This is a genomic window from Kitasatospora sp. NPDC036993, from assembly GCF_055607525.1.
Genome location: NZ_JBVJRP010000021.1, coordinates 37325 through 52305, shown reverse-complemented (window position 1 = coordinate 52305; position 14981 = coordinate 37325). Strand labels below are relative to the sequence as shown.

Below are 14981 nucleotides of genomic sequence, written 5' to 3'. Positions count from 1 at the left end.
CGTGGCCCTGACCCTCCCCGCCTTCCCCCGCCCGGTCTTACGGAAGGCCCTCCCGGCGGTCGCGGACCGCACCAGTGGCCTGGCAGCGGTCACCGTCCTGCTGGTCTGCGTGCCCACCGGAGAGAAGGACGTCGCCGCCGCCGTCCACGTCACCGCCGCCGACCTCGCCTCGCTGGCCCTGGTCGCCCTCACCGTGCTCAACCTGCTGCGCGGACGGCTGCCCGCGATCGACCGCACCACCTGCGCGCTGTTCGGCGCCGTCGTGGTCGCCGCCGCCGTCGCCACCGTCGGCTCGATCGACCCCGCCGCCGGCGTCACCGGCTTCGTCCGGCTCACCCAGGTGTTCGTCCTGGTCCCGGCCGCCGTGCTCTGCTCGCTGCGCGACCGCACCGACCAGCGCCTGGTCCTCGGCTCCTTCGTGCTCGCCGCGCTGGTCCAGGGCGTGGTCGGCGCGAAGCAGTACCTCACCCACACCGGCGCCTCCTACACCGGCCAGCCGATCAGGGCCGTCGGCACCTTCGGCGCGCTCGACATCATGGCGATGTCCAGCGTGGTCAGCTACGGGCTGCTCGCCGCCCTCGCCCTGGCCCTCGGCGAGCGAGGGCCGGGCGGCGACGTCCGGCTGCGCCGCGCGATGTTCGCCGCCGCCGCCTTCCTCGCCTTCCCGCTGGCCGTCTCCTTCAGCCGCGGCAGCTGGATCGCCACCGGCCTCGCCGCCACCGTGCTGCTGCTGCGCGCCGACGCCCGGCTGCTGGTGCGCGGCGCCGTCCTCGGCCTGGCCGCCGCGGTCGTCCTGGTCGGCGGCCTCGGCCTCGGCGGCTCCGGCGTCACCAAGCGGCTCAGCTCGATCGGCTCCGTCTCCGCCGCCCCCGACCAGTCGGTCTCCGACCGCTACGACCTGTGGGCCACGGCCGGCCGGATCTGGCAGGACCACCCCGTGCACGGCGCCGGGCCCAAGGCCTTCCAGCAACTGCGCGACAGCCACGCCCCGTTGCGGCTGTCCTCCGGCAGCGACGCCGCCGACGCCACCATCGGCTTCCAGCGCGAGCCGCTGCTCTCCCCGCACAACATGTACCTCCTGGTGCTCAGCGAGCAGGGCCTGATCGGCATCAGCGCCTACGCCGCGCTCTTCCTCACTCTTCTGCTCGGCTGCCTGCGCCACCGTCGCGGCCCCGGGCTCGCCGCGCTCGCCCTGCTCTCCTGGGTGCTGATCGACTTCCTGTACGCCGACATCGGCGGCACCACCACCGTGCTGACCTCCGTCGTCCTCGGCCTCGCCGCCCGCGCCGCCGCAGGGGATCCCCACCCCGGGCCACCCGGCGGAGAGCGGGCCACCGTGGAGGCTGCCCGGTGACCACCGACCAGCCGCCGGCCCCCCTCGCCACCGGCCTCCCGGCCCCCCGCGGCAACGCGGCCCCCGGGGAGGGCCCGGCCGCCGCGCCCCAGCAGCCCCCCCGGCGCGGCTTCCTCGCCAAGGCCTTCGGCATCACCGCCGTGCTCAGCGCCGCCGGCTCCGGCCTCGGCCTGCTGCGCGACCTCCTGCTGGCCCGCTACTTCGGCGCCAACCAGGGCACCGACGCCTTCCTGGTCGCCTGGACCGTCCCCGAGACCGCCGCACCGCTGCTGATCGAGGACGCCATGTCCTTCCTCATGGTGCCCGCCTTCGCCCTCGCCCTGGTGCTGCGCGAGGAGGACCCGGACGCCCCCGACCCGGTCCGCCAACTGGTCCGCGCCACCCTGCCCTGGCTGCTGATCGCGCTCAGCGGCCTCGCCCTGGCCGCCGCCCTCGGCGCCCCCGGACTGGTCGCACTGCTCGCCCCCGGCCTCACCGACCCAGGACTGGCCGTCACCTGCACCCGGATCACCGCGATCACCGTGCTGCCCTTCGGCATGGCCGGCTACCTGGCCGCCGCGCTGCGCGCCCACCACCGCTTCACCGCCCCGGCCGGCATCTACGTCGCGTACAACCTCGGCATCCTCGCCGTCCTGCTCGGCCTGCACTCCTTCCTCGGGGTGCGCTCCGCCGCCCTCGGCGTCGCGGTCGGCAGCCTGCTGATGGCCGGTCTGCTGGTCGGCCCGTTCCTGCGCCGGCTGCGCCAGGGCACTCCGGGCGGGCAGGGCACCGGCCGCGGCCGCCGCTCGCGCCGGGCCCTGGTGCTGATGCCGCTCGCGCTGCTGCCGGTGGCGGCCTTCACCCTCACCCGGCAGTCCCAGGTGTTCGTCGAGCGCTACCTAGGCTCGGCGCTGCCCCCCGGCACCATCTCGCACCTCAACTACGCCGCCAAGGTCTCCCAGCTCGCCATGACGGCGGGCATCCTGATCTGCACCGTCACCTTCCCGCTGGTCGCCCGGGCGCTCGCCGCCGGGGACCTCACCGCCGCCCGTGACCGGGTGGAGAAGGACCTCGGCCAGGCGGCCGCCGTCGTCCTGTTCGGCACCGCCTTCCTGATGGCCTGCGCCCCCTCGGTGGTCTCGCTGCTCTTCGAGCGCGGCGCCTTCGGCCCGCACGACACCGCCGCCACCGCCGACGTCATCCGGGTGTACAGCGTCGGCCTGCCCGCCCAGGCGCTGATCGGCGTGATGATCCGACCGTACTTCTCGCTGTGCCCGGTGGTCCGCAGGGCCGACGACCCGGGCCCCGAGGACGGCCGCCGCCGGCTGCTGGACTGGTACCCGGCCGCCGCGATGGTGCTCGGCCTCGGCGTCACCGTCACCACCGGCCTGCTCGCCACACCGGGCTTCGGCGCCCTCGGGCTCGCCGCCGGCAACGCGGCCGGCATCACCGCCGCCGCCGCCCTGCTGCTGCACGGCCTGGTGCTGCGCGGCATCCCGCTGCGGCTGCGCCTGGTGCTCGGCGGCCACGGACGGCTGGTGGCCGCTGCCGGCGGCGCCACCGTGCTCGGCACCGCCGCCGCCGGACTGGCCGCCGACCCCCTGTTCTCGACCCTCCTCGGAGGCCTCGTCGTCGCGCTGGCCTTCGCCGCCCTCGGCACCGGGTTCGGCGCCCGCGAGGTGCGCGGCCCGGTCCTCGCCGTCACCCGGGCCCTGAGGCCCGTCCGCAACCCGCCAACCGTCGCCGAAGAAGGGAAGCGTCCCCATGGACAATGAACGGGGAACCGTCCGTTCGGCCCGGGCGAGCGTCGGCAACGCACCACCGCACCGGGCACGACCGCCCAGGGACCGCCGCCCGGCCGACGAACCGCCGATCCCGGGCGCCGCCTCACCGTGGATCCTGATGTACCACTCGGTGGCGGTCGAGAAGGAGGACCCCTACCGGCTCACCGTCAGCCCCGAGCGGTTCGCCGAACAGATCGCCTGGCTGCACCGGAGCGGCCGGCACGGCGTCTCGGTCCGCGAACTGATGCGGGCCCGCGCCCTCGGCCGGGACGACGGGCTGGTCGGCCTGACCTTCGACGACGGCTACGCCGACTTCGCCCGGTACGCGGTGCCGATCCTCCAGGCGTACGGCTTCACCGCCACCGCGTACGTGGTCGCCGACCTGCTCGGCCGGGACAACGACTGGGACGCCGAAGGGCCGCGCAAGAAGCTGCTCACCGTCCGGGAGGTCACCGAACTCGCCGCCGCCGGCTGGGAGATCGGCTCGCACGGCCTCGGCCACGAGGCACTGCCCGGACTGCCGGCCGAGGCCCTCGCCACCCAGGCCGGGGAGAGCCGGCGCCTGCTGGAGGAGGCCGTCGGCGGCCCCGTCACCGGCTTCTGCTACCCGTACGGCGCCGTCGACCTCCCCGCCGCCCTGGCCGTGCGCGACGCCGGGTACGACTACGCCTGCGCCATCGCGCACTCCCCGCTCACCGGCCGCTTCGCCCTGCCCCGCTGCTACGTCGGCGACCGCGACGGCGCCTGGCGGCTGCGCGCCAAACAGGGCCGGCACCGGCTGCGCGACGCTGTCACCGAGCTGCGCCGAGGCCGTCGGGAGCGCCGGCCGTGAGAGTGCTGCACATCGTCACGGGCCTGGCCGCCGGCGGCGCCGAGCGGCAACTCCACCTGCTGCTGCGGCACCTGCCGGCGCACCAGCAGTGCGAGGTGCTCGCCCTGACCAACCCCGGCACGGTCGCCGCCGCGCTGCGCGCCGACGGCGTCACCGTCCACCACCTCGGCATGCGCGGCAACCGGGACCTGGGCGCACTGCCCCGGCTGGTCCGGCTGGTCCGGGCCGGCCACTACGACCTGGTGCACACCCACCTCTACCGGGCACAGGTGTACGGCCGGTCGGCCGCGCGGCTGGCCGGGGTGCGCGCGGTGGTCTCCACCGAGCACTCGCTGCACGCCGGGGAGATCGAGGGCCGCCCGGTCACCCGCGGCGTCAAGGGCCTCTACCTGGCGGCCGAGCGGCTCGGCAGCACCACCGTCGCGGTCTCCCGCCAGGTCGCCCAGACGCTGCGCTCCTGGGGCGTCCCGCCGGCCAGGATCGAGCTGATCCCGAACGGCGTCGACACCTCCCGCTACCGCCTCCCGCCCGCCGAGCGGGCCGCCGTACGCCGCCGGCTGCGGGCCGAACTCGGCCTGCCGCACGGAAGCTGGGTGGTCGGCGGGGTGGGCCGACTGGTCCCGGGTAAGCGCTTCGACGTGCTGGTCGAGGCGCTCGCCGACCTCGACCCGGGCACCCGGCTGGTGCTGGTCGGCGAGGGCCCCGAGCGCGCCGCGCTGGAGCGCAGGGCCGGCGAACTCGGCGTGCGGGAGCGGCTGGTGCTCACCGGCGAACGCGACGACGTGCCCGAACTGCTGGCCGCCATCGACGTGCTGGCCGCCCCCTCCACCGCGGAGACCTTCGGCCTCGGCGTCCTGGAGGGTCTCGCGGCCGGGCTGCCGGTACGGCACAGCGCGTGCCCGGCGCTCGACGAACTGCCGCCCAGCGCCGCCCCGCAGGCCCGCCGCGTCCCCTCCGAGCCCGCCGCCTACGCCGCCGCGCTGCGCGACCTGCGGCCGCTCAGCGAACACACCGCCGACCCGCTGCCGCACCCCCCGGCCGTCGGCCACTACGACATCGCCCGGGTCGCCGCCGACCTGGGCGCCCTCTACGACCGGCTGGCCCGCGGCTGACCGCCCGCCACCGCCGGAACGCCGTACCAGACCCAAGGAGCCAACCCATGACCACACCGCGCCGAAGCGCCCGCCGCCTGGTCCGCCGCTGGTGGCCGGTGGTGCTCGCGGTTCCGCTGGGCGCCGCGGCCGGCGCCGGGTACGCCGTCGCGGCGCACCCGTCGTACGCCGCCAACGCCTACGTCCTCGTGGTCGCGCAGATCCCCGGGGAGGCCGCGCTCGCGACCAACTTCGCCCAGGCGTACGGCCGGCTGGCCGGTCAGCCGCAGGTACTCGCGGTGGCGGCCGCCGAGACCGGCCACACCCGGTCCCAGCTGGCGTCGCTGGTGCACGGGACGACCTCCCCGGACGCCCCGATGATCGAGATCACCGGCACCGGGCAGCGCCCCCAGGAGGCCGCCAGGACCGCCGACGCGGTGGCCCGCTCGCTGGTCACCTTCGCCAACTCCAGCAGCAAGGACACCAACGTCCGGCTGGTGACGCTGGCCCCGGCCGCCGCGCCGGACAAGCCGACCACGCCCTCGGGGAAGCTGGACGTCGCGGTCGGCGGCGCGGCCGGGCTGCTGGTGGGCGCGCTGGTGATGATGACCCGCCGTCGCGGTGGCGCCGGGACGCCGGAGGCCGCCGCGAGCCCCGGAACGCCGCAGGCCGCGCCGGCAGCGCGCGTCCCCGCCGCCTCCACGCCGGCCGCGTCGCCCACGCCGCCGCGCCCGCGCGGCGAGGAGCCGGCCAAGTCCGAGCCCAAGGCCGGGGTCACGCCCGAGGCCAAGGACGAGGCCAAGGCCAAGGCCGAGACCAAGACCGAGGCCAAAGCCGAGGTGGAGACCAAGACGGGGACCGAGGCCAAGACCGAGGCCAAGACCGAGGTGGAGACCAAGACGGAGGCCAAGCCGGAGAGGGAGGCCGAGCCCAAGGCCGGGGCCGAGGCCAAGACCAAGGCCAGGACGAAGTCCGGGGCCGCGGGCGTGAAGGCCGACGAGAAGGCCGACGAGAAGGCGGGCGAGAAGACCGACGGCCAGGCCGACCCCCAGGGCGACGAGAAGCCCGCTGCCGAACCCGCCGCGGCGGAGCAGCCCCCGGCCGCGGGGCAGGCCCCCGCCGAGGAGCCGCCCGCGACGGCGAAGCAGCCCGCAGTGCCGCAGCAGTCCGTCGCCCAGGCCAAGACCCCGGCCGGGAGCGGCCGATGAGCACCGAGACCCGCAGAAGCAGCCTGCCCACCCAGTCGACCGCGCCGTCCTGGACCACCGAGCTGCGGCGCGAGGACGACGCCCTGGACACCCTCGCCGAGGAGTGGGACGACCTGGCCGCCCGCTGTCGGACCGCCACCTTCTTCCAGGCCGCCGCCTGGCAGCGCTCCTGGTGGCGCCACTACGGCCGCCCGGGCAGCCTGCTCGTGGTGCTGGTCCGCCGGGGCGGCCGGCTGGTCGGCGCGGGCGCCTTCCTGCGCCGCGGCGGACCGCTCGGCGGCCTGACCGGCCTCGGCGGCGGGCTGATCGACTACACCGACGTCCTGCTCGACGACGAGTTCGCCGACCGGGCCGCCGCCGAGTTCGCCGCCACCCTCCCGCTCACCCGCCCCTGGCACTGGCTGGAGCTGCGCGAGGTGCACCCCGACGCGGCGGTGCAGCGGGTGTACCAGCACTGGCGCGGCAGCCGCCGCCGTCACCAGGACTCGCTCTGCCAGTACCTGCCGGCCGTGTCGATGGAGCGACTGCTCAAGCGGGTGCCCGGCAAGACCGCCCAGCGCAGCCGGGTGAAGCTCCGCAAGATCGCCGAGGCCGGGGTGACGGTCAGCACGACCCCGGCGGCCGAGGTGCCGCAGGCCCTGGAGAGTCTGCTGCGGCTGCACTTCCTGCAGTGGCAGGCGCGCGGTGTCACCCCCGAGCACCGCACCGAGCGGTTCTCCCGGCACCTGGCCGATTCCACCACCGGTCTGGTCGCCGCCGGCAAGGCCACCGTCCACCGGTTCCACCTGGACGGCCAGCTCGTCGCGGTGAACCTGCTGCTGCTCTGCCCGTCCTTCGGCGGGCTGTACATGTACGGCGCGCACCCGGTGCTGCGCGAGCGACTGGACATCGCCGGGCTGCTGTTCAGCGCCGCACTGGACGAGACGGTCGGCGCGGGCGTCCCGGTGCTCGGCCTGCTGCGCGGCCAGGAGCCGTACAAGCAGCGCTGGCGGCCGGACCGGCTGTCCAACCAGCGGCTGCTGCTCGGCCCGGTGGGGGCGGCCCCGGCGGCCGCCGCCCGGGCCGGGGCGGTGCGCACCCGGCAGGCGGCGGCGCACCAGCTGCGCACCCGCTTCCCCCGGCTCAAGGAGGCGCTGCTGGCCCGCCGCCGCAGCTGACCGCTCAGTGCCGGGCGTGCGCCGCCTGCGTCGGCCTGCCCGTCGACTTGCCGGTCGCCGGCCGGGCCGACGGGCTCGCCGTCCGGCTCGGTGCGGCGGCACCGCCGGGCACGGCGGGGGCGGTCGGCACGGCCGGCGTCTCGGGCGCCTCGGGCGGGCCCGGCACCGCGGGTACGCCCGGCGCTACGGGGGCGGTGGGCGCCGTCGGTACGCCGGACGGCTCCGGCGCCCCCTTCGAACCGGACATCAGCTGCTTGAACCTCGCCGCCGAGCGCGGATTGCGGTCGCACTGGAAGAAGCCGTGCGGGCAGTAGTCGGTGACGGTCTGGTAAGCGGTGTCGTGGGTGCGGATCCAGTCGACCATCCGCTGCACGAACTCGGGGTTGTCGCCGTTGCGGAACAGCCCCCACTCCGGGTACGAGACCGGCTTGCCGCGCTTGGCGGCGAACTCCACCTGGTCCTGGAGGCCGTACGGCTCGCGCACGTAGTCGTCGAAGGTGCCCCCGGCGGGCTGGTCGTAGTTGTCCATGCCGATGATGTCGACCACGTCGTCGCCGGGGTAGCACTTGGTCCACGGGACGGCGTCCAGACCCCGGCTGGGGGCGAAGTCGAAGCGGAACCGCTGCCCGGGCACCGAGCGCATCACCCCGACGATCCGCCGCCAGTACTCCTTCCACGCGGACGGGTCGGGCTTGCAGCGGTGGGTGTACGTGGTGCCGTTCATCTCCCAGCCGAGAGTGAGCACGGTGTCCGCGCCGCCCAGCGCGACCAACCGGCGCGCGAGCTTGAGGAAGTGCCCGTCGAAGTCTCCGCGCGCCCCCTGGGCGAGCAGTTTGGCGACCTCGCCGTCCGGGACGTCCGCCTCGTTGGGCACCAGCATCGGCACGCCGAGCACCAGCAGCCGGGACGGGTCGGCCTGCCGCCACTGCGACCACAGGCCGAGCACCAACGGCTCGCCCTCGACGTCGCTCCAGCCGTTGCCCGCCAGATAGGTGTGGCCGACCTGCATGTTCGCGTCGCCCAGCCACTGTGCGTACCGGCCGATCTGCGGGATGTAGTCGTCCCAGGAACCGACGAAGGCGCCGAACGGGGGCTCGTGCGCCGGTCGCTGGACCAGGGGGCGGGGGGCCGCGCCGCGTGGCTCGACGGCGTCCGAGGAGAGGGTGTGCCGTTCGGTCTGGCTGAACGGCGTCCCGGCAGGAACGCTGGCCGTGGCCATCAGCAACAGGGTGGCGGCGGCCAGCGTCAGGCGGCCGATTCGCATGCTCTCTCCTCCGGACGTCGCGTGAGCGGGGCGCCCGGTCTCGGCGTGGACGGACCGTGGCGCCCCGCTCGCCGACAGTAGGGCCGACGGAGGGCGAAAAAGCCGAATGTCACCCTAAAGTGGGCGCCATTCGAACGCCGTCTGTCGCAACGCTCGGCGACCGGCGGCCATGTATCAGCTCTGTAACGGTCCGGTCGGGCCCGTCCGGCCCGCTCCGGCACGCCCCGCGCAGCGGCCGGAGCCCCGACGGTGCAGGTGGGCGGGCGGGCATGCGGGGAGGGCGCACGGTGCCGGGCGCGCGCTGGGCGGGACGGGCGGGCGGCGGAACCGGGCTGACTCGCGGGCCCGGCGAAAGGTACGCTCCGGCGGTGTCCTGGAAGCCGCTGCGTGTACTGACCCCCCGCTCGATCCTGCCTGTCTCGGCGGTGATGCTGGTCCTTGCGGCCGGAGCGGCGGCGCACGCGAACAAGCCGGTGCCGTTCGGCGACCGGGTGGCGGGACCCGGCGACGCGGGGGCGGCGCCGGTGAACTCCGAGTCGCTCAGCTCGGCCGACCTCGACCTGCGGGTGGGCCCCGGCCTGGAGGCCTTCCACAAGCAGACCGGCGAGCAGGCCTGGTCCTACCGCCGCGAGGGCGCCGAGGCGCTCCACCTGGCGATGGCCGGCGACAACGCGATCGTGGTCTGGGACGACGGCCTGGTCACCTCGGTGCGCCCCGGCGACCACGAGGTGCGCTGGCACCGGGCGGTGCCCGGCCTGGCCGACTGGCTGCGCGGCGACGGCGAGCCCGGCGCCGACAAGCGGACCGACGCCCAGCGCACGGCGCTCGCCAAGCAGCGGGCCGCGGCCGCGCTGCACACCGTCCAGCGGGACGGCTCGCCCTGGCTCGCCCTGGTCACGCCGAACCTGACCATGGGCCTGCGCGACGCCGACGGCGACCTGCGCTACAACGACAAGCCGTCCGGCAGCTGCGTCTACGACCCGCTGCGCGCCGTCCACACCGACTACGCCGTGCTCGTCCCGCGCACCTGCGCCAACAGCGGCGGGCAGGCCGTCTCCGGCGGCATCACCGGCTACCGGCTGGACAGCAGCGGCTGGACGACGAACACCGGCCCGACCGCCACCGTCAAGGTCCTGGACCGCAGCAGGGTGGAGATCACCGACGGCCCGATCGTCCCGCCCAGGGTCTTCGACACCAAGGCAGCCGCGCCCGAGACGGCCTGCGGCAGCGTGGACGCCCCGTTCGCGGCGGTCCGTCCGCAGGGCGGCTGCGCGGACCCGTCGGCGGCCCAGGCCCAGGCCCAGGCCCAGGCTCCGGCGAGCGCGGGAGCGGGAGCGCCCGCCCCCGCCCCGGACGCCATCGACGCCCCCGTGGGGGATCGGCCGGCCGCGCAGCCGCAGTAGCCGGGACGGCCCGCGGAGCGGCGGGCACCCCCTGGCCGGCGACTCCCCGGGGGCCGTGTGGGGCCCGGTAGACTTGCCGCCATGGCTATTTTCTCCGGGCAATAGCGGGCGGCGGCGCCACGAAGGCCGCGCCGACCGTCGATGAAGTCCCCCTCACGTCAACCGGCCCCGGGTCCGTCGCACCCGGCCGCCCGCCCACGTCCCAGGAGTAGTACCCAGCCATGATTTCCGCCAACGCCCTCGAACTGCGTGCCGGTGCCCGAATCCTGATCGAGTCCGCGAGCTTCAAGGTCGCCGCCGGCGACCGGATCGGCCTGGTCGGCCGCAACGGCGCAGGCAAGACCACGCTCACCAAGGTGCTGGCCGGCGAGGGCCTGCCGGCCGCCGGTACCGTCACCCGTTCGGGCGAGGTCGGCTACCTCCCGCAGGACCCGCGCACCGGTGACCTGGACGTCCTCGCCAAGGACCGCATCCTGTCCGCCCGCGGCCTCGACACCGTGCTGAGGAAGATGCGCGAGAACGAGGACCGGATGGCCAACGGCAAGGGTGCCACCCAGGACAACGCGATGAAGAAGTACGCCCGGCTGGAGACCGAGTTCCTCACCAAGGGCGGGTACGCCGCCGAGGCCGAGGCCGCCACCATCGCCGCCGCGCTGGGCCTGCCGGACCGCATCCTCGCCCAGCCGCTGCACACCCTCTCCGGTGGTCAGCGCCGCCGCGTCGAGCTGGCCCGGATCCTCTTCTCGGACTCCGACGTGCTGCTGCTCGACGAGCCCACCAACCACCTGGACGCGGACTCGATCGCCTGGCTGCGGGACTTCCTGAAGACCTACAAGGGCGGCTTCATCGTCATCTCGCACGACGTCGACCTGGTCGAGACGGTCGTCAACAAGGTCTTCTACCTGGACGCCAACCGGTCGGCCATCGACGTCTACAACATGGGCTGGAAGCAGTACCAGCAGCAGCGCGAGGACGACGAGAAGCGCCGCAAGCGCGAGCGGGCCAACGCCGAGAAGAAGGCCGCGACCCTCAACGCCCAGGCCGACAAGATGCGCGCCAAGGCGACCAAGACGGTGGCCGCGCAGAACATGGCCCGCCGTGCCGAGAAGCTGCTGTCCGGGCTGGAGCAGGTGCGCCAGAACGACCGGGTCGCCAAGCTGCGCTTCCCGGACCCGGCCCCCTGCGGCAAGACCCCGCTGACCGCGGCGGACCTCTCCAAGTCCTACGGCTCGCTGGAGATCTTCACGGGCGTGGACCTGGCGATCGACCGCGGTTCGCGGGTCGTCGTCCTCGGCCTGAACGGTGCCGGCAAGACCACCCTGCTGCGGATGCTCGCCGGGGTGGAGCAGTCGGACACCGGCGAGGTGATCCCCGGCCACGGCCTGAAGATCGGCTACTACGCCCAGGAGCACGAGACCCTGGACCCGGACCGCAGCGTGCTGGAGAACATGCGCTCGGCCGCCCCGGACACCGACCTGGTGCAGATCCGCAAGATCCTCGGCTCCTTCCTGTTCTCCGGCGACGACGTCGACAAGCCGGCCGGGGTGCTCTCCGGCGGCGAGAAGACCCGTCTGGCGCTGGCCACCCTGGTGGTCTCCTCCGCCAACGTGCTGCTGCTCGACGAGCCCACCAACAACCTCGACCCGGCCAGCCGCGAGGAGATCCTGGGCGCGCTGCGCGAGTTCGCCGGGGCGGTCGTCCTGGTCACCCACGACGAGGGCGCGGTCGACGCGCTCCAGCCGGAGCGGATCATCCTGCTGCCGGACGGGGTGGAGGACCTCTGGAGCCCGGCCTACGCCGATCTGGTCTCCCTCGCCTGACCGGAAGTAGACGCGACATCCGCTTTTCGGATGAGAATATCTAGTCCTTTCGGCGTGTCCGGGAATGAAGTAGACCTGGATTCCGTTTGAGGACTTCCCGTCGGCCCGCCACTCGATCGTGGTCGGGCCGACGCTGCTGATCAGCTCTTTCTCGGCGAATGGCGACTTCCACCTGGGGGCGCACACTCTGTGTGAGCGCCCCGATGCGCTCGGATCACCACCGGCGGACCACGCATTTCCGACATCGACCTTGTCGAATGGGTGGCCAGGACGCGGTGGATGGGTGATCATGGGAATCTGACCGAGCAACGCTACGAGGAGGCACGGGTGGCCGAGACTCTGAAAAAGGGCAGCCGGGTGACCGGTGCCGCGCGTGAGAAGCTCGCGGCCGATCTCAAGAAGAAGTACGACTCCGGGGCGAGCATTCGCGCTCTCGCGGAGGAGACCGGTCGTTCGTACGGCTTCGTGCACCGGATGTTGAGCGAATCCGGAGTCATTCTCCGGGGTCGTGGCGGTGCCACGCGGGGCAAGAGCAAGGCGACTGCCGGGGCAGGTTCCTGACGGTTCGTCAGCCATAGGCTGGATGACGCGGCGGCAGGGCGCCGACCGAGGAGACGTCAGCTGAGCGTCGGCTGGGCGTCCGCCCTCGGGTCGTGTGGACCGGCCGCCGATCGTCATGTCCGGGGTGTCGCCCGTCCCCCGTTTCTTTTCTCCGTTCGTTTTCCTTTCACTCATTGCCGGTCTTCGTGGCCCTGTCGATCTTTCCGGGGTCGGGGCCCTGCCCTGGCGCGCCCAGATTTGTTACTCTCCGGTAGCCAAGTCCCTCGCCACCGGAGGTCCCCGCATGACCGCCCCCGCCACCGACCCGCAGGCCCCGAGCTGGGAGCGGGACGGCGTCCGCCTGGAGATCGAAGGCGAACTCGCCGTTGTCACCCTGTGTCAGCCCAAGCGGCGCAACGCCCAGTCGCCCGCGCTCTGGCGCGCCCTCGCCGACGCCGGCCGCGAGCTGCCCGGCAGTGTCCGGGTGGTGCTGCTGCGCGCGGAGGGGGTCTCCTTCTCGGCGGGGCTGGACCGGGCCATGTTCACCCCCGAGGGCATCCCGGGTGAGCCCACCTTCCTCCAGCTGGCCGCCTCCGCCGACGGGGAGCTGGACGACGCCATCGCCTCGTACCAGGAGGCCTTCACCTGGTGGCGCCGTCCGGACCTGATCTCCATCGCGGCGGTCCAGGGCCACGCCGTCGGAGCGGGCTTCCAGCTCGCCCTCGGCTGCGACCTGCGGGTGGTCGCCGAGGACGTCCGGTTCGCGATGAAGGAGACCTCGCTGGGCCTCGTACCGGACCTGGCGGGCACCAAGCCGCTCACCGAACTCGTCGGCTACGCGCGGGCACTGGAGATCTGCGCGACCGGACGCTGGGTGGGTGCCGAGGAGGCCGCCGCGATCGGGCTGGCCAACCTGGCGGTGTCGGGGGAGGAACTGGAGGCGGCTGCCCGCGACCTCGCGGCGGCCCTGCTGGCCGCTCCGCGCGGAGCGGTGATCGAGACCAAGGCCCTGCTGCAGGGGGCCGCCGGGCGTTCCTTCGACGAGCAGCGTTCGGCCGAACGGGCGGCGCAGGCCCGTCGGCTGCGGGAGCTCGCCGGCATCGGCGACTGACCGCCGTACGGCACCGACGCAGGGCCCGCCCCCGGGGGATCTCCCGGGGGCGGGCCCTTTCGGTGTTTCCGGGGGCGCCGGCGGCGCCGGGGGCGTTCCGGCCGGGGTGCGGGGTCGTACGGCCGTGGGGGTTCGCGTACGGCCGGACGGGCGTCGGGTTGGCGCCGCTCGGCGGGCGGGGGACGCGGCGGAATGCCAGAGTTGGGGAGGTTTGCGATATAGCTGGAGCCGTACGACGGGAGATGTGCCCATGCCTGACACTCCGACGCCCGCGACCATGCACAAGCACGCCGGCAGCGGTCCGCCCCCCGGTTCGCCGCCCGGCGCCGGGGGCGGCGCCAAGCCGGTGGAGGAACGCGGCCGTACGGCGCTGGCCGTCGGTGTGGTGGAGAAGATCGCCGGGATGGCGGCCCGTGAGGTCACCGGCATCCATGCGCTCGGCTCCGGGCTCGCCCGCACCTTCGGCGCGATGCGGGACCGGGTGCCCGGCGGCAAGCCCAGCGTCGGACGGGGCATCAAGGCCGAGGTCGGCGAGAAGCAGACCGCGATCGACATCGCCCTGGTGGTCGAGTACGGCGTGGTCATTCCCGAACTGGCCCGGCAGGTCAGGGAGAACATCATCAACGCGGTCGAACGGATGACCGGCCTGGAAGTCGTCGAGGTCAACATCGCGGTCAACGACGTCCACCTGCCGGACGAACCGGAGTACGAGGAGGAAGAGGAACCGGTCGCGACGTCAGGTCAGCGGCCGAAGCTCAAGTAGCGGCGCGATGGTGAGGCCCGTGGCGGAGGCGGCGGGCCGGGGTCCGGCTGGACGAGGTAGCGGGAGACGAGGGAGTAGCGGATGAACCTGGCCATCGTCGGCCTGGTGGTGGGCATGGCCCTCGGCTTCGCCGGGTACTTCGGCGGGTTCGCGGCCTTCCTGTTGGTGGCCGTGCTCGGACTGGTCGGCTTCGTGGTCGGGCGCCTGCTGGAGGGCGACATCGAGTTGGGCGACCTCGGGGAGCTGCTCCGCGGCCGCGACCGGCGCCGCTGATGGCGGGGCCCGCGTCGGTTCCGGCTTCGGCTTCCGGTTCGGTCGCCGGTCCGGCTTCGGGTTCCGTGCCCGGACGCCGGGGGCGGCTTCGGGTGGCTGATCGGGTGTACGCCCGGATCGCGGCTCGGGCCGTCCGGGAGGTGCTGGCCGAGGCCTGGCCCGCCGGGCGGGCGAAGGGGGCGCCGCCGCATGTCTCGGTGACCGTGCCGGGGAGCACGGTGACGGTCAGGGTCACGGTGGAGCTGCCGTTTCCGTCGGACATCGCGGCACTGGCCGGGGCGGTGCGGCGGCGGATCGCCGAGCGGGTGGTTGGGCTGACCGGGACCAGGGTGTCGGAAGTGGTGGTCGTGGTCGAGAAGTTGGTGACAGGGGGCGCGTCGTGAGTACGGAGGCTTCCGGGGC

The 14981-nt window shown here is 74.3% G+C and carries 14 protein-coding genes; 13 read left to right on the top strand and 1 reads right to left on the bottom strand.

Annotation, left to right across the window (positions count from 1 at the left end):
• Window position 1: 1 nt before the first annotated feature.
• Genes ACZ7C5_RS32950 through ACZ7C5_RS32925 form a run of 6 tightly spaced genes read left to right on the top strand, consistent with a single transcriptional unit; the run spans window position 2 to window position 7405 of the window.
• Window positions 2-1354, top strand: coding sequence for an O-antigen ligase family protein (locus ACZ7C5_RS32950; RefSeq protein WP_470324085.1), 1353 nt, complete (start codon window positions 2-4; stop codon window positions 1352-1354).
• Window positions 1351-3108 (top strand): lipid II flippase MurJ, encoded by a 1758-nt coding sequence (locus ACZ7C5_RS32945; protein WP_470324084.1) that lies wholly within the window; start codon window positions 1351-1353, stop codon window positions 3106-3108. Before ACZ7C5_RS32950 ends, ACZ7C5_RS32945 begins: the two co-directional genes overlap by 4 nt.
• Window positions 3098-3949 carry a polysaccharide deacetylase family protein gene (locus ACZ7C5_RS32940; protein WP_470324083.1) on the top strand — a complete coding sequence of 284 codons (852 nt, stop codon included), beginning with the start codon at window positions 3098-3100 and terminating at the stop codon, window positions 3947-3949. The genes ACZ7C5_RS32945 and ACZ7C5_RS32940 overlap by 11 nt, the downstream gene beginning before the upstream one ends.
• Window positions 3946-5061, top strand: a complete 1116-nt coding sequence (locus ACZ7C5_RS32935) for a glycosyltransferase (RefSeq protein ID WP_401091227.1) — start codon at window positions 3946-3948, stop codon at window positions 5059-5061. Before ACZ7C5_RS32940 ends, ACZ7C5_RS32935 begins: the two co-directional genes overlap by 4 nt.
• 47 nt (window positions 5062-5108) lie before the next feature.
• Complete coding sequence (locus ACZ7C5_RS32930; RefSeq protein ID WP_470324082.1) at window positions 5109-6248, top strand: YveK family protein; 1140 nt, start codon at window positions 5109-5111, stop codon at window positions 6246-6248.
• A complete protein-coding gene (locus ACZ7C5_RS32925; protein WP_401091231.1) occupies window positions 6245-7405 on the top strand; it encodes a GNAT family N-acetyltransferase in 1161 nt (386 codons plus the stop codon). The genes ACZ7C5_RS32930 and ACZ7C5_RS32925 overlap by 4 nt, the downstream gene beginning before the upstream one ends.
• 4 nt (window positions 7406-7409) lie before the next feature.
• On the opposite strand, the gene ACZ7C5_RS32920 is transcribed toward ACZ7C5_RS32925, so the two are convergent.
• On the bottom strand, window positions 7410-8669 hold the full coding sequence (locus ACZ7C5_RS32920) for a glycoside hydrolase family 26 protein (protein ID WP_470324081.1): 1260 nt from the start codon (window positions 8667-8669) through the stop codon (window positions 7410-7412).
• Between the two features lie 368 nt (window positions 8670-9037).
• Here ACZ7C5_RS32920 and ACZ7C5_RS32915 point away from each other — a divergent pair, with 368 nt between their 5' ends.
• The 7 genes from ACZ7C5_RS32915 to ACZ7C5_RS32885 all read left to right on the top strand — a co-directional run bounded on the left by ACZ7C5_RS32915 (window position 9038) and on the right by ACZ7C5_RS32885 (window position 14962).
• Window positions 9038-10072 carry a hypothetical protein gene (locus ACZ7C5_RS32915; protein ID WP_470324080.1) on the top strand — a complete coding sequence of 345 codons (1035 nt, stop codon included), beginning with the start codon at window positions 9038-9040 and terminating at the stop codon, window positions 10070-10072.
• Window positions 10073-10293: 221 nt separating this feature from the next.
• On the top strand, window positions 10294-11892 hold the full coding sequence (locus ACZ7C5_RS32910; protein ID WP_401091237.1) for an ABC-F family ATP-binding cassette domain-containing protein: 1599 nt from the start codon (window positions 10294-10296) through the stop codon (window positions 11890-11892).
• A gap of 327 nt (window positions 11893-12219) precedes the next feature.
• Window positions 12220-12453 carry a helix-turn-helix domain-containing protein gene (locus ACZ7C5_RS32905; protein WP_188300454.1) on the top strand — a complete coding sequence of 78 codons (234 nt, stop codon included), beginning with the start codon at window positions 12220-12222 and terminating at the stop codon, window positions 12451-12453.
• A gap of 283 nt (window positions 12454-12736) precedes the next feature.
• Window positions 12737-13543 carry an enoyl-CoA hydratase/isomerase family protein gene (locus tag ACZ7C5_RS32900; RefSeq protein WP_401091239.1) on the top strand — a complete coding sequence of 269 codons (807 nt, stop codon included), beginning with the start codon at window positions 12737-12739 and terminating at the stop codon, window positions 13541-13543.
• A gap of 250 nt (window positions 13544-13793) precedes the next feature.
• Window positions 13794-14306 (top strand): Asp23/Gls24 family envelope stress response protein, encoded by a 513-nt coding sequence (locus tag ACZ7C5_RS32895; protein ID WP_411293260.1) that lies wholly within the window; start codon window positions 13794-13796, stop codon window positions 14304-14306.
• A gap of 81 nt (window positions 14307-14387) precedes the next feature.
• The gene (locus ACZ7C5_RS32890; RefSeq protein WP_188300456.1) at window positions 14388-14579 is read left to right on the top strand and encodes a hypothetical protein; all 192 of its coding nucleotides are present in this window, start codon (window positions 14388-14390) and stop codon (window positions 14577-14579) included.
• A gap of 92 nt (window positions 14580-14671) precedes the next feature.
• Window positions 14672-14962 (top strand): Asp23/Gls24 family envelope stress response protein, encoded by a 291-nt coding sequence (locus ACZ7C5_RS32885; RefSeq protein WP_401091243.1) that lies wholly within the window; start codon window positions 14672-14674, stop codon window positions 14960-14962.
• Window positions 14963-14981 lie beyond the last annotated feature (19 nt).